Annotated in this window: 21 protein-coding genes; 13 read left to right on the top strand and 8 right to left on the bottom strand. The window is 66.6% G+C overall.

What is annotated here, in order from left to right:
- Position 1 precedes the first annotated feature (1 nt).
- From pnuC to IP89_RS03620, 3 genes are read left to right on the top strand one after another with little or no spacing between them, the layout of a single operon-like run.
- Positions 2-565 carry a nicotinamide riboside transporter PnuC gene (pnuC, locus tag IP89_RS03630; protein WP_043307781.1) on the top strand — a complete coding sequence of 188 codons (564 nt, stop codon included), beginning with the start codon at positions 2-4 and terminating at the stop codon, positions 563-565.
- A complete protein-coding gene (locus IP89_RS03625; protein ID WP_043307780.1) occupies positions 562-1101 on the top strand; it encodes an AAA family ATPase in 540 nt (179 codons plus the stop codon). The genes pnuC and IP89_RS03625 overlap by 4 nt, the downstream gene beginning before the upstream one ends.
- A 43-nt stretch (positions 1102-1144) precedes the next feature.
- Positions 1145-1798 carry a potassium channel family protein gene (locus IP89_RS03620; protein WP_043307778.1) on the top strand — a complete coding sequence of 218 codons (654 nt, stop codon included), beginning with the start codon at positions 1145-1147 and terminating at the stop codon, positions 1796-1798.
- Positions 1799-1857: 59 nt separating this feature from the next.
- On the opposite strand, the gene IP89_RS03615 is transcribed toward IP89_RS03620, so the two are convergent.
- Complete coding sequence (locus IP89_RS03615; RefSeq protein WP_043307777.1) at positions 1858-2406, bottom strand: hypothetical protein; 549 nt, start codon at positions 2404-2406, stop codon at positions 1858-1860.
- Positions 2407-2599: 193 nt separating this feature from the next.
- Here IP89_RS03615 and osmE point away from each other — a divergent pair, with 193 nt between their 5' ends.
- On the top strand, positions 2600-2932 hold the full coding sequence (osmE, locus tag IP89_RS03610; protein ID WP_043307775.1) for an osmotically-inducible lipoprotein OsmE: 333 nt from the start codon (positions 2600-2602) through the stop codon (positions 2930-2932).
- A 306-nt stretch (positions 2933-3238) separates the two neighbouring features.
- Positions 3239-4498 carry a diguanylate cyclase domain-containing protein gene (locus tag IP89_RS03605; protein ID WP_052080943.1) on the top strand — a complete coding sequence of 420 codons (1260 nt, stop codon included), beginning with the start codon at positions 3239-3241 and terminating at the stop codon, positions 4496-4498.
- On the opposite strand, the gene IP89_RS03600 is transcribed toward IP89_RS03605, so the two are convergent.
- Positions 4499-4852, bottom strand: a complete 354-nt coding sequence (locus tag IP89_RS03600) for a DUF1883 domain-containing protein (protein ID WP_256203097.1) — start codon at positions 4850-4852, stop codon at positions 4499-4501.
- A gap of 69 nt (positions 4853-4921) precedes the next feature.
- Between IP89_RS03600 and IP89_RS03595 the strand changes: the two genes are divergently transcribed.
- The 6 genes from IP89_RS03595 to IP89_RS03570 are packed head-to-tail and all read left to right on the top strand — an operon-like array spanning position 4922 to position 9690.
- The gene (locus IP89_RS03595; protein ID WP_043307771.1) at positions 4922-5401 is read left to right on the top strand and encodes a DUF2846 domain-containing protein; all 480 of its coding nucleotides are present in this window, start codon (positions 4922-4924) and stop codon (positions 5399-5401) included.
- A 16-nt stretch (positions 5402-5417) separates the two neighbouring features.
- Complete coding sequence (locus tag IP89_RS03590; RefSeq protein WP_043307769.1) at positions 5418-6020, top strand: hypothetical protein; 603 nt, start codon at positions 5418-5420, stop codon at positions 6018-6020.
- Between the two features lie 3 nt (positions 6021-6023).
- Positions 6024-6344, top strand: a complete 321-nt coding sequence (locus tag IP89_RS03585; protein WP_043307767.1) for a cupin domain-containing protein — start codon at positions 6024-6026, stop codon at positions 6342-6344.
- 48 nt (positions 6345-6392) lie between these two features.
- Complete coding sequence (locus IP89_RS03580; RefSeq protein WP_043307765.1) at positions 6393-7424, top strand: RNA methyltransferase; 1032 nt, start codon at positions 6393-6395, stop codon at positions 7422-7424.
- A 53-nt stretch (positions 7425-7477) separates the two neighbouring features.
- Complete coding sequence (locus IP89_RS03575; protein ID WP_052080942.1) at positions 7478-8368, top strand: alpha/beta hydrolase; 891 nt, start codon at positions 7478-7480, stop codon at positions 8366-8368.
- A gap of 44 nt (positions 8369-8412) precedes the next feature.
- Complete coding sequence (locus IP89_RS03570) at positions 8413-9690, top strand: leucine-rich repeat-containing protein kinase family protein (protein WP_043307763.1); 1278 nt, start codon at positions 8413-8415, stop codon at positions 9688-9690.
- A gap of 44 nt (positions 9691-9734) precedes the next feature.
- Here the strand turns inward: IP89_RS03570 and IP89_RS03565 are convergent, their stop codons facing one another.
- From IP89_RS03565 to IP89_RS03545, 5 genes are read right to left on the bottom strand one after another with little or no spacing between them, the layout of a single operon-like run.
- Entirely contained in the window at positions 9735-10811 is a 1077-nt protein-coding gene (locus tag IP89_RS03565) for a polyamine ABC transporter substrate-binding protein (protein WP_043307761.1), read from the bottom strand.
- 49 nt (positions 10812-10860) lie between these two features.
- Positions 10861-11202, bottom strand: a complete 342-nt coding sequence (locus tag IP89_RS03560; protein ID WP_043307760.1) for a cupin domain-containing protein — start codon at positions 11200-11202, stop codon at positions 10861-10863.
- Positions 11203-11234: 32 nt separating this feature from the next.
- The gene (locus IP89_RS03555) at positions 11235-12653 is read right to left on the bottom strand and encodes an FAD-binding oxidoreductase (protein WP_043307758.1); all 1419 of its coding nucleotides are present in this window, start codon (positions 12651-12653) and stop codon (positions 11235-11237) included.
- Positions 12654-12699: 46 nt separating this feature from the next.
- A complete protein-coding gene (locus tag IP89_RS03550; protein WP_043307897.1) occupies positions 12700-13518 on the bottom strand; it encodes a nuclear transport factor 2 family protein in 819 nt (272 codons plus the stop codon).
- A gap of 43 nt (positions 13519-13561) precedes the next feature.
- Entirely contained in the window at positions 13562-14335 is a 774-nt protein-coding gene (locus tag IP89_RS03545; protein ID WP_043307756.1) for a helix-turn-helix domain-containing protein, read from the bottom strand.
- Positions 14336-14564: 229 nt separating this feature from the next.
- Between IP89_RS03545 and IP89_RS03540 the strand changes: the two genes are divergently transcribed.
- Both IP89_RS03540 and IP89_RS03535 read left to right on the top strand, forming a co-directional pair.
- Complete coding sequence (locus tag IP89_RS03540) at positions 14565-15503, top strand: triacylglycerol lipase (RefSeq protein WP_043307754.1); 939 nt, start codon at positions 14565-14567, stop codon at positions 15501-15503.
- Between the two features lie 52 nt (positions 15504-15555).
- Positions 15556-16578 carry a lipase secretion chaperone gene (locus IP89_RS03535; protein WP_052080941.1) on the top strand — a complete coding sequence of 341 codons (1023 nt, stop codon included), beginning with the start codon at positions 15556-15558 and terminating at the stop codon, positions 16576-16578.
- Here IP89_RS03535 and IP89_RS03530 read toward each other — a convergent pair.
- Positions 16575-17453, bottom strand: a complete 879-nt coding sequence (locus IP89_RS03530; protein WP_043307752.1) for a DMT family transporter — start codon at positions 17451-17453, stop codon at positions 16575-16577. The two genes, IP89_RS03535 and IP89_RS03530, sit on opposite strands and share 4 nt — an antisense overlap.
- Positions 17454-17483 lie beyond the last annotated feature (30 nt).

Below are 17483 nucleotides of genomic sequence, written 5' to 3'. Positions count from 1 at the left end.
CATGACTCCCCTGGAAATCATCGCCGCCGCCCTCGGCATCACCTCCGTCTGGCTTACCGTGCGGCAGAACCCGCTGTGCTGGCCCATCGGGCTGGTGATGGTGCTGCTCTACGCCTGGTTCTTCTTCGATGCCCGCCTCTACTCGCTGGTGCTGCTGCACGGGGTGTTCGCCGTCATGCAGCTGTATGGCTGGTGGCAGTGGCGCCAGGGTGTCGATGACAGTGGCCGGAGGCCGGTCAGTGCGGCAGGCCGCAGCGAAATCCTCATCGGGCTCGGCGTGGCCCTGCTGATCGGCCTGGGATTGGGGCTGGCCATGGATCGCCTGACCGAGGCGGTCTACCCCTGGCCGGACGCCCTACTCACCGCCTTCAGCCTGCTCGCCCAGTTGTGGATGGCGCTCAAGCGCTGGCAGTGCTGGCTGCTGTGGATCGTGATCGACGTGCTCTATGTCGGCTTCTTCGCCTTCCAGGAGTACTGGCTGACCGCTGGGCTGTACGGCGTATTCACCGCCCTGGCCGTGCTCGGCCTGCGCGAATGGCGCGCCGCGCGGAGTAATGCGTCATGAAGGTAGTGGTGCTCACCGGCCCCGAGTCGAGCGGCAAGACCTTCCTCGCCGAGCGCCTGCAGCGCCGCTTCGGCGGCCTGGTGGTCGGCGAGTACGTGCGTCACTTCATCGACCATGAGCAGCGCGACACCTGCCTGGCCGATATTCCCGCCATCGCCCGCGGCCAGCTCGAGTGGGAAGACGCCGCCCGCGCCCAGGCGCCCGAGCTGCTGATTCTCGATACCCACCTGCTCAGCAACATCCTCTGGAGCCAGACGCTGTTCGGCGACTGCCCGGACTGGCTGGAACCCGCCCTGCTGCAGCGCCATTACGACCTGCACCTGCTGCTCTCGCCAAGCGACGTGGAGTGGGAAGACGATGGCCAGCGCTGCCAGCCCGAACTGATCGATCGCCTGCACTTCCACCAGCAATGCCGCGACTGGCTGGCTCGTCACGGGCAGGCCTGGCTGGAGATTGGCGGCGACTGGGGCGAACGCGAAGCACGCATTGTGGAACAGGTGCGCCGGCTGCTCGGTTCCAGCTCTACACTGGGCTGATCTGAAGCGCCGCCCGCCACAGCCCACGACCACGCAGGACGCCATGTCGCCGATCACCTATATCCGCCTCCACCCTTCTGCCGGCCTGCTGTTCGTCCAGCTGCTCGGCGTGCTGCTGTATCCCTGGATGGAGGGTACGCAGATCGGCCGCGCGCTGTTCGGCGCCTTCGGCCTGCTGGTGCTGGGCATGGCCCTGCACGTGGTCAAGCGCAGCCCGGTACAGACCTGGGTGGCCGGCCTGCTGGCATTGCTGGTGGTGGGCCTGAACCTGCTCGACATGCTCAGCCCCAACGCGATCGTAGAGGCGTTGATCGCCATCCTGGAGGCGGCCTTCTACTTCTACGCAGCGGCCAGCCTGATCGCCTATATGAGCGCCGACCTGCACGCCAGCACCGATGAGCTGTACGCCGTGGGCGCGACCTTCACCCTGCTGGCCTGGGCCTTCGCCCATCTGTTCACCTTCTGCCAGCTGCTGGCGCCCGGCAGCTTCGGCGCAGCCGTGGAGCCGGAAGCGGCACGCACCTGGATGGAGCTGCTGTTCCTCAGCTTCACCACCCTGTCCGGCGTCGGCCTGGGCGACATCATCCCGCTCACGGCCATGGCTCGTTCACTGGTAATGATCGAGGAATTCGCCGGGGTCATGTACCTGGCGCTGGTGGTGTCGCGACTGATCGCCATGACCGTGGCCAAGCGCTGAACCAGTCGTCAGAAAGCAAAAAGCCCGTATCTGCGGGCTTTTTCATGAGAGCAAACAGACTACTTCTTCACTTCGAAATCGCGGCCCCACAGGCGGATCGACGTCACTTCCGCGCTCGGTCCTTCGAAGACGAACTTCTGCCGTACACCGGTCGACGCCGGGATGGTCACGTCATCCGGGTTGAGCAATCCCGGCAGCGGCGCGCTGGAGTAGCCCTCCTGGTCGATGGCCAGCAAGGCGCCGGTCTGGCGCAGGTTGATCAGGCGCAGCGGCTTGTCGGTGGTGTTCTTGAAGCCCAGCAGCGCGCTCAGGTTGCCGTCCTCGACGGTCTCGACCTTGAGCAGTTGCACGCTGACCTGACCATCGAGCTGCTCCAGGTTGGAGACGACGATCGAGCCATCCGCGCCCTGGGCCTCTACCCGACCCTCGGTAACGCCGTCGGAAACGCCGCCCAGCAAGTTCTTGCCGGCGGTGATCGCGGTGGATACAGCCGCCTTGGCGGAATCCTTGATCGTGCTCGCCTCGGTGGCCGCGGCTTCGTCGGCGAAGGCGCCCGGCGCGCCGAGCGCCAGAGTCAGGGCGAGGGTCAGCGGGGAAATCCTATTCATGGTCGTACTACTGTAGTGACGGCAGCTGAAGACGGCAAGATTGCGCGCAGGCCAGGGAAAAAGCGAGCCGGCTAGCGAGGAACTGCCGGCTGGCTAACGGTTTCAGTGGCCTGGAAAAAACTCGAACTTCGCCGCAAGCGCAGCGCTCCAAATCTGCAGGGAGCCGGTCAGGCTCATGCGACGGAGCAACAAGATGAACAAGCACACTCTCGCAGTACTGGCGCTGGCCGGCGTGGTCGGCGGCTGTTCAACCATGGAGAACCCGGTGGACTACGCCACCTACGCCGAGCAACCGCTGGTCCAGCAGGTCCGCGACGGCATGACCAAGGACGAGGTCCTGACCATCGGCGGGCCGCCCTCTTCCGAAGTGCAGAACACCGTCACCGCGGGTACCTGCAACAACTACATCCTCAACGAGGAAGGCAAGGAACAGCCCTACTACGTGACCTTCGATGCCAACGGCAGGGTCGAGGGCAAGGGCTTCATGACCTGTGAGCAACATCAGAAGAACAAACGGCGCCTGTGAGCCGCACACGAAAAGACCCGCTGCCTGGCAGCGGGTCTTTTGTTTTGCGCCCTAGAAAAGCAGCTGGAACAGGCCGATCACCACGATCAGGCCGATGATGAAGATGATGCCGACGGTACCTCCGAGAAACTTCAGCATGCGGATGCTCCTATTTCGGGTTACAGAGTTGTGACCCCGGCGCAGGTGCCGATGTTTCCCCTAGTTGCGGCTGCCGATTAAGCGAAGCCGATACAAATCCGTGGCGAACTTCACATATGCGCCGTGCATAATGCAGGCATCCAAGCCGACGGAACGGATGCTCGCGCCTTGCTCCCCCTGCTGCTGATACTCCTCTGCGCCCTGCCCTCACTGGCGCTGCTCGGCCTGCTGCTGCGTCGCCAGCGGCAACTGCGCCAGTTGGGCGAGCTGCTGCAGCAACTGGAACAGGGCGTACTGCAACTGGACCACAACGACCGCATCCACCGCCACAACGCAGCCGCCGCCGAGCTGCTCGGCTGCGCCGGGCAGGATCTGCGCGGCCAGGCCCTGGAGCGCTGGCTGGCGGAGCCGCCACAGGCGCAGGCCAAGGTCCTGGCCCGAGGTGGCGACGGCCTGCAACGCGCCCTGCAGCTGAGCCGCGTCGGCGAGCACCTGCTGCTGCGCCCGGCCCAGAGCGATGCCGAGCGCTTCCAGCGCAGCCAGTACTTCGCCCGCATCGGCACCTGGGACTGGGACATCGACACCAATCGCCTGTACTGGTCCGAGGCCATCTACGCCATGTTCGGCCACCAGCTCGGCGCGGTCACCCCGAGCTACGAGCTGTTCTGCCAGAGCGTGCATCCCGAGGACCGCGAACATGTACGCGCCGGCGAGCTGCGCTGCATCGAGACCGGCGAGAACCACGACGAGGAATACCGGGTGATCTGGCCGGACGGCAGCGTGCACTGGCTACGCGAGACCGGCAACGTGATCAAGGACGACAGCGGCACGCCGGTGAAGATGATGGGCGTGGTGCGCGATATCACCGAAGAGAAGGCCTGGGCCAGCCAGATGCATCGCCTGGCCCATCACGATGCGCTGACCGGCCTACCTAACCGCCTGGTGTTCGAGGATCGCCTGTGCAGCGCCCTGGAGCGCGCGCGCCGCAATGACTCGCGGGTGGCGCTGGTGTTCATCGACCTCAACGGTTTCAAGGCGATCAACGATCAGCATGGCCACCGCGCCGGCGATCAGGTGCTGGTGGTCATGGCCACCCGCTTGCGCGAGGCGCTGCGCGGCTCGGACAGCGTGGCCCGGCTGGGCGGCGATGAGTTCGTCGCGGTGCTGGAAGGCCTGTCACCCAACCGCGCGCCCGATGACGAGGGCCGCAGCATCGCCGACAAGCTGCTCGCCGCGCTGAGCCCGCCTGTACCGCTGGACAGCGGGCCGCAGCACATCGGCATCAGCCTGGGCATCGCCCTGTTCCCCGAGCATGCGCAGAACATGGATCGGCTGATCCACACTGCCGACCAGGCCATGTACGAGGCCAAGCGCAGCGGCGACAACCAGTACCGCATGGGCCACGCGCCGCAGCGCGGCGGCCAGTAGTCAGCTGCCGGAGCTGCGCAGGAACTTGATCGTGTAGTCCATCTGCGGCTTGCGCGTCACGCTCACGGCACGGCGGGTCACGGTATCCAGGGTGACATTCCAGAAGCCATCACTGGGCACCTTGATGCGCGCCGGGAAGCGGTCGAACGCGCCGCCGTGGTAGGTGTGGCGCCCGCCGTTCTTGAAGCTGCGGAAGTTCGCATCGTTCATCAGGCGGATGTTGCAGGGCTGCGAGCAGTGAATGACGACCGTGTCGCCCTCGTTGAGGTACTCGCGCTGGTGGATGAATTTCATGGGCTGGAACCGGGACTGAAAAAAGCGGAGCGCACGATAGCACGAGTGCACAGTTTTCATGGACCGGAACGATGGACTGCCGCCTCGCTGCTACGCTGCTCTGAGTCAGATCGCCAGGAAGGACCTGCCATGCGCCGATTGCCCGTTCTGCTCACCGTACTGCTCTCGCTCAGCGGCTGCGCCGGCCCTGGCTACTTCGAGGCAGTACCACCGAGCAGCCCGGACCAGGCGGTGATCTACCTGTACCGCCCCGAAGCGGATAACCCCGGCCGCCAGCCGCTACGCCTTTCCTATCCCGACGTACTGATCGACGAGCAGAGCGTTGGCACCCTGCAATTCAACTCCTACCGCCGTATCGAGCTAGCTCCCGGCCGCCACGACATACGTATCACCGGTTTGACCCGCCAGGCCAAGTGGGAGCCGCGTGACATCAAGCAGGTCGTCAAGGTCGCACCGGGCGAGATCAAGTACCTCAAGCTCGACGTGCGCTTCAATCTGAACGAGATGATGCTCGGCCAACCCGGCCCCAGCTACCTGATCCACCTCCGGCCTATGCGCCCGGACGATGCCGTCTACGAGATCCGCAACACCGAACCGCAGAACCCATGACGCAAGGAGCCACCCCATGGAAGCACCCCGCATTCTCGCCCTGTCACTGGCCATCGGCCTTACCCTCGGCTGCCAGAGCCATGCCGATGATGAACTGAACACCGAATATGGCCGCGCCGAAGCTCATGTCGAAGGCGTGCCCGGCGGTATCGTGCGCGAGACCGAAGAGCTGGTCGCCACCGTCAGCGCCGTGGACACCGCCAAGCGCACCTTCATCCTCAAGGACGACCAGGGCAACCGGCGCACCTTCAATGCCCCCGCGGAGATGCAGAACTTCGACCAGCTGAAGGTCGGTGACAGGGTACGCGCGGTCGCCACCCAGGAGCGCATCGTCTACCTGCGCCAGCCGGGCGAAGCTGCCGATGATGGCGCCGCCGGCGTGCTGGCCACTGCCCCTGAGGGTGACAAGCCAGGCATGCTGGCGGCCGACACCGTGGAGATCACCGCCTGGGTCAAGGGCATGGACACCACCCTGCGCACCGCCACCCTCAAGCTGCCCGACGGCAGCGAGCGCACCATCAAGGTCCGCCCCGATATCGACATGAAGACCGAATACCTCGGTCGCCAGGTGGTGATCCGCGTCACCAACGCCATGGCCATCAGCGTCGTACCGCAGTAAGCGATGCCGCCCGAGCTGACTCGCCTGTTGCAGGCCCGTCCCGATCCGCAGGCAGAGGAGTCGTTCTTTCCCCTGCTGCAACGGGACGGCCTGCTGCTGGAGCAGATCGCCTCCCACGGCCAGCCCAGCCCCGAGGGTTTCTGGTACGACCAACCGGGCAGCGAGTGGGTCGCGCTGCTGCGCGGCACCGCTCGCCTGCAGTTCGACGATGGCGAGCGGCAGCTGGCCGCCGGCGATGCCCTGCTGATCCCGGCGCATTGCCGGCACCGGGTCGCCGAATGCTCGCTGGATGCCATCTGGCTGGCCCTGCACCTCGAGCCCTGACGGCCAGCCCTACGCGCCACCAATACCCGGTGGTAGCATGCGCGCCCCATGCGTATCTCCGACATCCACCAGCGCCTCGCCGACCTCGGCGCCCTGCCCGCCCACAGCGGCCGGGTGGTACGCGCCTGGCTGCAGGGCAAGCCGCTGGACGCCGGCACCAAGCGCCAGCATACCGAGCACTTCCTGCCCATGTCGGTGCGCAACGGCCTGCCGCAACTGAGCGCCGAACTCGAAGGCCTGGCCAGCGTGCACTCGGAGCACCCCGGCGCGGATGGCTCGTCGCGCCTGCTGGTGAACCTGGCCGACGGCCAGATGGTCGAGAGCGTGCTGCTGCCGCGCGGCGGCCTGTGCGTCTCCTCCCAGGTCGGCTGCGCGGTGGCCTGCCGCTTCTGCATGACCGGCAAGAGCGGCCTGTTGCGCCAGGTCAGCAGCGCCGAGATCGCCGCCCAGGTGGTGCTCGCGCGGCGCCGCCGCTCGGTGAACAAGGTGGTGTTCATGGGCATGGGTGAGCCGGCGCACAACCTGGACAACGTGCTCGAGGCCATCGACCTGCTCGGCACCGACGGCGGCATCGGCCACAAGAACCTGGTGTTCTCCACTGTCGGCGACCCACGGGTGTTCGAGCGCCTGCCGCAGCAGCGGGTCAAGCCGGCGCTGGCCCTGTCGCTGCACACCACCAAGGCCGAGCTGCGTGAACACTTGCTGCCCAAGGCGCCGAAAATCGCCCCCGCCGAGCTGATGGAGCTGGGCGAGGCCTATGCCCGCACGGTCGGCTACCCGATCCAGTACCAGTGGACCCTGCTCAAGGGCGTCAACGATGGGCAGGACGAACTGGACGAGATCCTGCGCCTGTTCAAGGGCAAGTACGCGGTGCTCAACCTGATCCCCTTCAACAGCCTGGAAGGCGACGACTACCAGCGCCCCGACGGCGAGCGCATCGTGCAGATCGTGCGCTACCTGCACAGCCGCGGCGTGCTAACCAAGGTGCGCAACAGCGCCGGCCAGGACGTCGATGGCGGCTGCGGCCAGCTGCGCGCCCGCGCCACGGGCCTGATCAAGACCCGCCTACTCGGCCACTGACCGCCACCGCTCACTGCGCTAGCATGCGGCCCATTCCCCTCGGAGCCGCCACCATGACCAGAGCGTTCGGCCTGCTGCTTCTCCTGACCCTGCCCGTACTGAGCCAGGCGACCACCCTGCGCGAAAAACTGCAGGAGCGCCGCGAGGAGCGCGCCCAGCAGCGGCTCGACGCCGAGCTGCCGGCCGGCAGCCGAGTGCTGCGTGATCAAGCCTATGGCGAGCACCCGCGCCAGCGCTTCGACGTCTACCTGCCGCCCGCGGCCAAGCAGGCGCCGATCCTGTTCATGGTCCACGGCGGTGGCTGGCACACCGGCGACAAGTCCGCAGGCGCGGTGGTGGAGAACAAGGCCGCGCACTGGCTGGGCAAGGGCTACGCGCTGGTGTCCAGCAACTACCGACTGATCCCGGATGCCGACCCTCTGCAACAGGCCGCCGACCTGGCCAAGGCCTTCGCCGCGGTACAGCAGCAAGCCGCTGGCTGGGGTGGCGACCCAGCGCGCATGGTGCTGATGGGCCACTCGGCCGGCGCCCACCTGGTCAGCCTACTGAACAGCGACAGCAGCCTGGCACCAGACGCCAAGCCGTTATGGTTGGGCACCGTGGCACTGGACAGCGCCGCCTTCGACGTACCGGCGATCATGCATGCCCGCCACTATCCGCTCTACGACCAGGCCTTCGGCAGCGACACCGCACTGTGGCAGGCCGCCTCGCCGCTGCTGGTACTGCGCGCAGGCGCCAGGCCGCTGCTGGCCGTCTGCTCGACCCGCCGCGACGATGCCTGCCCGCAGGCCGACGCCTATGCCGCCAAGGCTGCAACCCTCGGGGTCAAGGTCAGCGTACTGCGCAAGGACCTCTCGCACCGCGCGATCAACCAGGAGCTCGGCGCCGAGCCGGCCTACACCGCCGCGGTCGACGCCTTCCTCAATGGCCTCGGCCTGCCCTGAGCCGCGTGCTACCCTCGCCGCCCCGCAATCGGCAACGCGACCCCATGCATACCCTCGAACAACTGCGCCGCGGCGAATTGGCCGGCATCCAGCGCCTGGACCTGGCCGCCGACCTCACCGAGCTGCCCGACGAGATCTTCGCCCTGGCCGACAGCCTGGAGGTGCTCAACCTCAGCGGCAACCGCCTGCGCGCCCTGCCCCATGACCTGTCGCGCCTGCACCGGCTAAAGGTGCTGTTCTGCTCGGACAATCCGTTCGAGACCCTGCCGGAAGTGCTCGGCGACTGCCCGCAGCTGGAGATGGTCGGCTTCAAGTCCAACCAGCTGCGCGAGGTGCCCGCCGCCGCGCTGCCGGCCCAACTGCGCTGGCTGATCCTCACCGACAACCGTATCGACAACCTGCCAGCAGCCTTGGGCGAACGCCCGCGCCTGCAGAAGCTGATGCTGGCCGGCAACCGCCTGAGCGAATTGCCGCAAAGCATGGCCGGGCTGCACCAGCTGGAACTGCTGCGCATCGCCGCCAACCGCCTGGAAGCCCTGCCCGACTGGCTGCTGCAACTGCCGCGCCTGGCCTGGCTGGCCTATGCCGGCAACCCCGGCAGCGACCGTGCCGAAGCCGCGGCGCTGGCCAGCCACCCACAGGCGCCGGTCGCCCGTGGCGAGCTGCAGCTGGGCAGGCTGCTCGGCCAGGGCGCCAGCGGCCTGATCCACGCCGCGCGCTGGAACGAGCGAGAGGTGGCGGTCAAGCTGTTCAAGGGGCAGATGACCAGTGATGGCCTGCCCCACAGCGAGATGGCCGCCTGCCTCTCCGCCGGCCGCCATCCACAGCTACTGCCGGTTATCGCACCGCTGCAGCAGGAACCCGGCCAGCCGGATGGCCTGCTGCTGGAACTGCTCGAACCGCGCTTCGCCGTGCTGGCCGGTCCGCCGTCTCTGGCCAGCTGTACCCGCGACTGCTATGGCGCGCAGCAACGCTTCATTGCCGAGCAGCTACTGGCCCTGGCCCATGGCGTGGCCAGCGCGCTGGCGCACCTGCACGCGCGCGGCATCCTGCATGGCGACCTGTACGCGCATAACCTGCTGGTCGATAGCCATGACTGCCGCCTCAGCGACTTCGGCGCCGCCTCCTTCTTCCCCCCCGGCAGCGCCCAGGGCGCCGCCCTGCAACGCCTGGAGAGCCGCGCCTTCGGCATCCTGCTGGAGGAACTGCTGCAGCGCTGCGATACGCCACCGGCACACCTGGCAGCTCTCATCGTCGACTGCCAGCAGGCCGACACCCGCCAGCGTCCGGACTTCGCCGAGATCGTCGAACGCCTGCAATAAAAAAGCCCCGGTCACGGCCGGGGCTTCTTGTACTGCAGGGTCGATCAGGTACCGCTCTTGACCTTGGTCCAGATGCGGGTGCGCACGCGGTCGATCTTCAGTGGCATGGCTTCCAGGGCGTACAGCTTGGTCATCACGTCTTCCGGCGGGTAGACCTTGTTGTCGGCCTTGAGCGCCGGGTCGACCAGGCCGTCGGCCTTCTGGTTGCCGTTGGCGTAGTGCACGTGGTTGCTGATACCGGCCATGACTTCCGGTTGCAGCAGGTAGTTCATGAAGGCGTAGCCGGCGTCTTCGTTCGGTGCGTCGGCCGGCATGGTGACCATGTCGAACCACATCGGCGCGCCTTCCTTCGGAATCACGTACTCGATCTTCACGCCGTTGCCGGCTTCGGCGGCGCGGCTGGCGGCCTGCATGATGTCGCCGGAGAAGCCGATAGCCACGCAGATGTCGCCGTTGGCCAGGTCACCGACGTACTTGGACGAGTGGAAGTAGCTGACGTTCTTGCGCATTTCCATCAGCAGCGCCTCGGCCTTCTTGTAGTCGTCGAGGTTCTGGCTGTGGTGCGGCAGGCCCAGCTGGTGCAGGGCGATCGGCAGCATTTCCGGGCCGTTGTCGAGAATGGCCACGCCGCACTGGGCCAACTTGGTCATGTTCTCGGGCTTGAAGATCAGGTCCCAGGAGTCCACCGCCACGCCTTCGCCGAGCACGGCCTTGACCTTGTCGACGTTGTAGCCGATGCCGGTGGTGCCCCACAGGTAGGGGAAGCCGTGCTGGTTGCCCGGATCGTTGGTTTCCAGGGCCTTGAGCAGCACCGGGTTGAGGTTGTTCCAGCCGGGCAGCTTGCTGCGGTCGAGCTGTTTCAGGGCGCCGCCCTGAATCTGCCGGGCCATGAAGTGGTTGGAGGGGAACACCACGTCATAACCGGAGCGGCCGGCCATCAGCTTGGCATCGAGGGTCTCGTTGCTGTCGTAGACGTCGTAGTGGGCCTCCTGGCCGCTGGCCTTCTCGAAGTTCTTCAGGGTGTCCGGGGCGATGTAGTCGGTCCAGTTGTAGATGCGCACGCCATCGGCGGCTTGGCTGGCCGACGCGATCAGCATCAGCGGGAGAATTTTCTTCAGCATGCTTTACCTCATTGATTGTTCTTGTAGGCAGATATGAAGGGGCTTTCGATCAGTAGATCAGTACGTAGGTCTTGCGGACCGTTTCTTGTATGTCCCAGATGCCGGTGGTGTTGGCCGGCATCATCAGCGCGTCGCCGGCCTTGATTTCCATCGGTTCGCCGCCGTCCGGAGTGAAGGTGCAGCGCCCGGCGATGAAGTGGCAGAACTCCTGATGCACGATCTGCCGGCGCCAGCGGCCCGGAGTGCATTCCCAGACGCCGGTCTCGACGCCGTCGCTGCGCTCGACCGAGGTGGTCGAGGTGACAGCGGCCGGCTCGCTCAGCGGCACGGCCACCGGGTTGGACTCGTCCAGCGCCAGGGCCTGGGTGTTCTTGAAGTGGGTGATGTTCATGCGTCTGCTCTCGTCGTGGGCTCGGGCCGGCGTCAGCCGACTCTCCAGGTCATCAGGCTTTCCATGCCGGCGGCCAGCTTCTCCGCCATGCGCCGGCGCCAGGCCGGGCTGTGCGGGTTGGCCAGGACTTCGTCCTCATGGACGAAGCTGCGGATGATCGCGTTGTAGCCGAGCCAGCGGCACGGCTCGGGCTCCCAGCGGCGCAGCTGGTCGATGCTGCTGTCGGCCAGCACCCAGGGCTGGCGCACCAGCTCGCTGTCGCGGCCGAGGATCAGGTCGGCCAGGGTGCGGCCGCCGAGATTGCTGGCACCCACGCCCTCGCCGCCGTAGCCGCCGGACAGGGCGATACGGCTGTGGTTGTCGCGCAGCATGTGCGGGTGGAAGCGCCGCGCCATCCCCAGGTTGCCGCCCCAGGCGTGGGTCAGGCGCACATTGCGCAGCTGCGGGAACAGCTCGCCCATCAGGTAGCGGCGCAGGCCGCGCTCTTCGTCGGTCAGGTTGAAGTCGCTGCGCAGGCGTCCGCCGAAGCGGTAACCGCCGCGCGCGCCGAAGATCAGGCGGTCGTCGCTGGAACGCTGGCCGTAGGTGACCTGGCGGCTGTTCTCGCTGAATGCCTGGCCACGCTCCAGGCCGATCTCGGCCCAGACATCGGCCGGCAGCGGCTCGGTGGCGACGATCAGGCTCTGCACCGGCAACTGGTTGTTGCCCAGCGGCGGCAGTTCGGCGGCGTAGCCCTCCACGGCCGGCACCACCCAGTCGGCGCGCACGCTGCCATGCTCGGTGCGCACCAGGCCCGGCTGCCAGTCGATCACCCGGCTCTGCTCGTACAGCTCCACGCCCAAGCGTTCGACGCACTCGGCCAGGCCGCGGGCCAGGCGCGCTGGCTGGATGGTCGCGCAATGCGGGCTGTACAGCGCGCCATAGGCACCCTTCACCCGTAGCTGCTCGGCCAGTTCGCTGGGTTGCAGCCAGCGGTAGTCGTCGTCACCCAGGCCCTGCTGACGCAGTTCCTCGTGGTATTCGCGCAGGCGCGCCAGTTGCTCGGGGTAGCGCGCGGCGCAGTAGATCACCCCGCCCTTGCGCAGGTCGCAGGCGATGCCCTCGCGCTCGGTGACGGTCGCCACCTCGTCGGGAATGCCGTGCAGCAGATCGAAGGAAGCACGCCGCTCGCTCGGCGACAGCCCCGCCAGCAGGCGATCCTCACCAAGCATGTTGCCCATCAGCCAGCCGCCGTTGCGGCCGGAGGCACCGAAGCCGGCGGTCTGCGCTTCGAGGATGACGATGCGCAGCTGCGGTGCCTGGCGCTTGAGGTAGTAGGCGGTCCACAGGCCGGTGTAGCCGGCGCCGATGATCGCCACATCGGCCTGCAGATCGCCCTGCAGGCTCGGACGGGCCTGCAGCGGCTCGTCGAGCTGGTCCATCCACAGGCTGATATTGCGCCACTGGCTCATCGGGGTCTCCGCCAATCATTCGTTGGACGCAGACTAGTGAAGCGCCTCAGGGCTTGTCTTGCGTGCGGGCCCGCGAGGAAATTTGCTTGAGATAGGCCTTGGGCGTCAGGCCCAGGCGCTCGCGGAAGCACTTGTAGAAGGCCGACAGCGAGTTGAAGCCGGCGGCGAAGGCCAGCTCGTCCACCCGCCCGGCATCGCCCCCCACCTCCAGGCCGTCGAGCAGGTACTGCAGGCGCGCCTGGTTGACGTAGCGGTAGAAGCTCTGGCCCAACACCTGGTTGAGCAGGTGGGAGATCTGGTTGCGGCTGTAGCCGGTGGCGGCGGCGACCTGCTGCAGATCCAGTTCCGGGTCGAGGAAGGGTTTGTGCTTGTCGAAGTAGTCCTGCAGGTCCTGCGCCAGCATGCTCAGCTGCCAGGCGGATAGACCCAGGCGGCTGGTGGCTGGGCGCGCGCTGGCGCCCTTGCTCGCGCGGGCCTCGTGCACCAGGGTGGCGTACTCGTTGATCCGCCAGATCAGCCCGTCGCGCACGGTAATCGACTCGCCGGTGCGGAACGACGCCAGCCCCTCGCTGCCCTGCAGGGCGAAGCGGTACTGGATGAACGCGGTGTGACCATCGATGCGGATGCGGTCGACGTGCTCGAGCATCTCGCCGGGGCGCCGCGGCAGGTTGTCCTCGACGTACTCGCGCAGCTCGCCCAGGCGCATGCTGCGCTGCTGGAAGAAGTCGTTGTACTCGATGTCCGGGTGGAACAGCGCCATCACCGCCTCCAGATCCCGGCAGCGCCAGCTGAGGTGGTAGCGCAGGATGGTCTCGCGGGTACGTTCGGACTGCGCCGCGTCGTCGGGAAAGTCGCTGTCGTGCATGGGGCGGATCGGCTGTTCTGGAGCGTGCAGCTTGCCCGATTCCTCAGCCGGCGAACAGGCGAATGCCACGCGGCTGGGCCAGCGCCGCCGAGGGGCTCATGCCGATGATGCTGCGGAAGGTGTGGCTGAAGTGCGCCGAATCGGTGAAGCCGGCGGCCATCGCCGCATCGGTCAGGCTCATTCCACGCGCCACGCCGACGCTGGTGACGAACAGGCGGTGCCACTGGCGGTAGCGGCGGATCGGAATGCCGATCTTCTGGCGGAACAGCTGGGTCAGGCGCGGCACCGAGAGCCCCACCTGCTCGGCGAGGAACTCGATGGGCTGGTTGCACGCCACATCGGCCTTGATCAGCTCGACCGCCCGTGCGATGCGCGGATCACAGGCCTCAGGCGCCCGCCCCTGCGGATTGATCAGGCGCTCCAGCTCCAGCCACACCTCATCCGGCGAGGCGCTGGCCAGGTGCAGGCGGTCGAAGTCGGAGACCCACTCGGCCTCCTCGTCCAGGGCGAAGTGCACCTGGCCACGCTGGCCGCGCATGCGTGACCGCAGCAGTGCATGGTCCTCGCCGAACACGTCCAGGTAGCAGATGGCGACGCGCGAATCACCGGTGTCCACGCTCAGCGAAAGGCCCGCCGGCAACAGGGCGCTGCGACAGGTCAGGGTGTCGTTGCGGCAATGGATGCGCAGCTCGCCATCGAGGGCGATCAGCAGCATCGCGGCGGCCTGGGATAGCTGCAGCGGCTCGGCGAACGGGCTGAGGTAGAAGGTGCGCTTGTCCCACAGATAGAGCAGGACCGGGGCTTGGCTGGCAGGCATGGACGTGTTCCGCCCTGGTTTCTTGTTGTTCTTCTGGGCGCAGAGGTACCACAGCGCCGGCGCAGCTGAAAAGACCATGTGCGACGACGGTCGCAATTATTTGTACGCCGCTGGGGCGATTTCATCAGTTCTTACAAGCCGGGCCTGTGCACGAGTGTTTTTATGGCCGCCACCTCCGCTGCTGTGTGCGGAGCTACAAAAACAAAAATGAACACACAGGTAACCCACCATGAAGAAACTGCTCATCCCGGCGCTGGCCGTTCTCGGCCTGTGCGCGACCCTCACTGCGACGGCCAACACCCAGTCGCAGACCAAGAACCCCATCGTCCTCGTCCCCGGCATCTTCGCCTTCGATAGCATCGCCATCGTCGATTACTGGCACCAGATTCCCAGCGCCCTGCAGAGCCAGGGCGCCAAGGTCTACGTGCCGAAGATCAACGCCTTCGACAGCTCGGCCAAGCGTGGTGAAGCGCTGATCAGCCAGCTGGAGCAGATCCGCGCAGCCTCCGGCGGCAGCGTGAAGAAATTCAACCTGATCGGTCACAGCCAGGGCGGCATCACCGCACGCTACGTGATGAACACCCGGCCGGACCTGGTGGCCTCGGTCACCACCCTGCACACCCCGCACAAGGGCTCGCCGCTGGCCGACCTGGTGACCGGCATCGCCCCGGCCAGCAGCCTGCAAGGCGTGGCCTTCAGCGTGTTCGCCAACGCCGTGGGTGACCTGGTCAACCTGCTGTCGAACAACAAGAAGAGCCCGGCCGACGTGCGCGCCATGCTCGCCGAGTTCAACAAGCCAGGCGCCGCCGCCAACAACCAACGCTTCCCCACCGGCATCCCGACCAGCGCCTGCGGCGAAGGCCCGGAAACCACCACCATCAACGGCAACAGCGTGCGCATGTACTCCATGAGCGGCACCGCGCCGCTGACCAACGTGCTGGACATCTCCGACCCGCTATTCACCATCACCTCGCTGGCCTTCAACGAGTCCAACGACGGCGTCACCGGCCGCTGCTCCAGCCACTTCGGCAAGGTGCTCAAGGACAACTACACCATGAACCACCTGGACGTGAACAACCAGGTACTGGGGCTGGTGTCGCTGTTCGAGACCAACCCGAAGACCCTGTATCAGAACCAGGCCAATCGCCTGAAAAACCTCGGCCTGTAAGACGTGCAGGCATGGCGCCCAAGCGCGCCATGCCTGCCGCGAGGAGCCCTCGATGTCCAACCGAATCATCCTGGCCGGCCTGGCCCTGGGCGCGGCCGTTGTTGGCGGCACCCTGGTGTTCTATCGCCCGCCCGTAGCGCCCAGCACGCCCGCGGCGGCCGTCCAACCCCTGCCCCGACCTGACGACGAACGCAGCCAGCAGGCCATCGCCCTCAACCAGCGCCTGCGCGAAACCCCGAGCAACCAGCTGAGCGATCCCGGCCCGCTGCCGCCGTCACTGCAGGGCGCCAGCCATGGCGTAGTGCTGCACATGGATGCCCAGGGCAACCTGGTGTTGCAGGACGACCTGCTGCACCTGTTCGACTTCTACCTGGCCGGGCGCGAAGAGGAAGGCCTGGACAAGGTACTGACGCGCATTCACCGCGACCTGGCAACGCAGCTGCGTACTCCGGCCCTGGAGCAGGCGCGCGACCTGCTTCAGCGCTACGTGGACTACCGCATTGCCCTGCAGGGGCTGCCCGAAGCCGGTGCCGAGCTGAATGCCGGCGCCCTGCGCCAGCGTCTGGACGCCGTCAACGCCGCGCGCCAGCAGTACTTCAGTGCGGAGGAATATGCGCTGTTCTTCGCCCGTGAGAATGCCGAGGACGAGTACATGCTGCAGCGCCTGGCCCTGGCCCAGCAGGACGGCCTGAGCGAGGCGCAACGCACCCAGACCCTGGCCGAGCTGGAGCTGCAATTACCCGAGGACGTACGTGCGGCCCGCGCCGAGAGCACCCGCTATGGCGAGCTGTACGCAGCCACCCAGGCCCTGCAGGCAAAAGGCGCCAGCGCCGAAGAGATTCGCCAGCTGCGTGAGCAATCCCTGGGAGGCGAAGCCGCCGATGCCCTGGCCGATCTGGACCGCCAACAGGCCGCCTGGCAACAGCGCCTGGCCGACTACGCCAGCGAACGCAATCGCCTGCGCCAGTCCGGGCTCAGCGATAGCGAGTTGCAGGCTGCAGTCGGCGAGCTGCAGGTCAGTCGCTTCGACGAACTGGAACGCCTGCGCGTGCAGGCGCTGGATGCAGAGCTCTAGGCCAGCCGCTCACGCGGCAGACGATTGCAAAAATAGATCCCGACGATCGCCAGTACACCGCCCAGGGCTATCTGCGCGGTTAGTTGCTCGTCGAGCAACAGCGTGCCGAACAACACGGCAGTCAGTGGATTGAGGGCAATGAACACGCCAGAGCGGGTCGCACCGATCCGGCGAATTCCGTCGTAGTACCAGATGTAGGCCAGTGCCGAACCGATAGCCCCCAGGTACAGCAGGCTCAGCCACTGGTCGATATTGGGCATCGACCAGGCGCCGCGACTCAGCGCCAATGCGGCAGCGCAGAGCATCAGCGTGCCCAGCCAGATCGAGTAGCTCACCGTGTGCAACGGTCCCAGCGCCTGGGACAGCCCGCGGGAAAACACGCTGTAGATCACCCAGCTCAGCACGCAGCCGAGGATCAGCAGGTCTCCCCACCAGGCGCCCTCGAGCACAGAGCCTTCGCGACCGAGTATCACCAGGCCTGCCCCCGCCAGACACAAGACTATGCCGAACAAGCGCAGTGAAGTCAGGCGCTCGCCGTAAAAGAGGAAGCCCGCCAGAGCGATCAGCGCCGGATTCAGCGCAACGATCAACGCCGCCCGCGACGCGCTGGTGTATTGCAAGCCGAAGAAGAAACACAGGTTGTAGAGAAAGACGCCGCAGCTGCCGAGCAGAGCCAGCTGCAGCCATTGCCGCGGCGTAGGCCTGGCCAAAGGCGCGCCACCGAGCGGCAGCACCAGCGCCAGCGTCAGGCTGGCGATGATGAAGCGCATCGCCGCCGCTACCAGCGGCTCCATGCCACCTGCCAGATGGCGCCCGGCGACGAAGGTGCCGCCCCAGATCATCGCCACTGCCACCAGCCTCACATAGACCCACATGCCGAATTCTCTCCTGACTTGTCTGAGCCC

It is taken from the genome of Pseudomonas sp. ML96, assembly GCF_000761545.1.
Classification (GTDB): Bacteria; Pseudomonadota; Gammaproteobacteria; order Pseudomonadales; family Pseudomonadaceae; genus Aquipseudomonas.
The sequence above is the reverse complement of the archived record's forward strand: the minus strand, read 5'-3'. Positions and strand labels throughout refer to the sequence as shown.

Bases quoted from the DNA above. Each gene is read 5' to 3' on its own strand.
- IP89_RS03595 (WP_043307771.1), top strand. From the start codon at position 4,922: ATGCGCCGATTGCCCGTTCTGCTCACCGTACTGCTCTCGCTCAGCGGC.
- IP89_RS03555 (WP_043307758.1), bottom strand. From the start codon at position 12,653: ATGAGCCAGTGGCGCAATATCAGCCTGTGGATGGACCAGCTCGACGAG.
- IP89_RS03580 (WP_043307765.1), top strand. From the start codon at position 6,393: ATGCGTATCTCCGACATCCACCAGCGCCTCGCCGACCTCGGCGCCCTG.
- IP89_RS03530 (WP_043307752.1), bottom strand. From the start codon at position 17,453: ATGTGGGTCTATGTGAGGCTGGTGGCAGTGGCGATGATCTGGGGCGGC.
- IP89_RS03535 (WP_052080941.1), top strand. From the start codon at position 15,556: ATGTCCAACCGAATCATCCTGGCCGGCCTGGCCCTGGGCGCGGCCGTT.
- osmE (WP_043307775.1), top strand. From the start codon at position 2,600: ATGAACAAGCACACTCTCGCAGTACTGGCGCTGGCCGGCGTGGTCGGC.
- pnuC (WP_043307781.1), top strand. From the start codon at position 2: ATGACTCCCCTGGAAATCATCGCCGCCGCCCTCGGCATCACCTCCGTC.
- IP89_RS03545 (WP_043307756.1), bottom strand. From the start codon at position 14,335: ATGCCTGCCAGCCAAGCCCCGGTCCTGCTCTATCTGTGGGACAAGCGC.
- IP89_RS03620 (WP_043307778.1), top strand. From the start codon at position 1,145: ATGTCGCCGATCACCTATATCCGCCTCCACCCTTCTGCCGGCCTGCTG.
- IP89_RS03550 (WP_043307897.1), bottom strand. From the start codon at position 13,518: ATGCACGACAGCGACTTTCCCGACGACGCGGCGCAGTCCGAACGTACC.
- IP89_RS03590 (WP_043307769.1), top strand. From the start codon at position 5,418: ATGGAAGCACCCCGCATTCTCGCCCTGTCACTGGCCATCGGCCTTACC.
- IP89_RS03575 (WP_052080942.1), top strand. From the start codon at position 7,478: ATGACCAGAGCGTTCGGCCTGCTGCTTCTCCTGACCCTGCCCGTACTG.
- IP89_RS03600 (WP_256203097.1), bottom strand. From the start codon at position 4,852: ATGAAAACTGTGCACTCGTGCTATCGTGCGCTCCGCTTTTTTCAGTCC.
- IP89_RS03585 (WP_043307767.1), top strand. From the start codon at position 6,024: ATGCCGCCCGAGCTGACTCGCCTGTTGCAGGCCCGTCCCGATCCGCAG.
- IP89_RS03615 (WP_043307777.1), bottom strand. From the start codon at position 2,406: ATGAATAGGATTTCCCCGCTGACCCTCGCCCTGACTCTGGCGCTCGGC.
- IP89_RS03625 (WP_043307780.1), top strand. From the start codon at position 562: ATGAAGGTAGTGGTGCTCACCGGCCCCGAGTCGAGCGGCAAGACCTTC.
- IP89_RS03570 (WP_043307763.1), top strand. From the start codon at position 8,413: ATGCATACCCTCGAACAACTGCGCCGCGGCGAATTGGCCGGCATCCAG.
- IP89_RS03560 (WP_043307760.1), bottom strand. From the start codon at position 11,202: ATGAACATCACCCACTTCAAGAACACCCAGGCCCTGGCGCTGGACGAG.
- IP89_RS03565 (WP_043307761.1), bottom strand. From the start codon at position 10,811: ATGCTGAAGAAAATTCTCCCGCTGATGCTGATCGCGTCGGCCAGCCAA.
- IP89_RS03540 (WP_043307754.1), top strand. From the start codon at position 14,565: ATGAAGAAACTGCTCATCCCGGCGCTGGCCGTTCTCGGCCTGTGCGCG.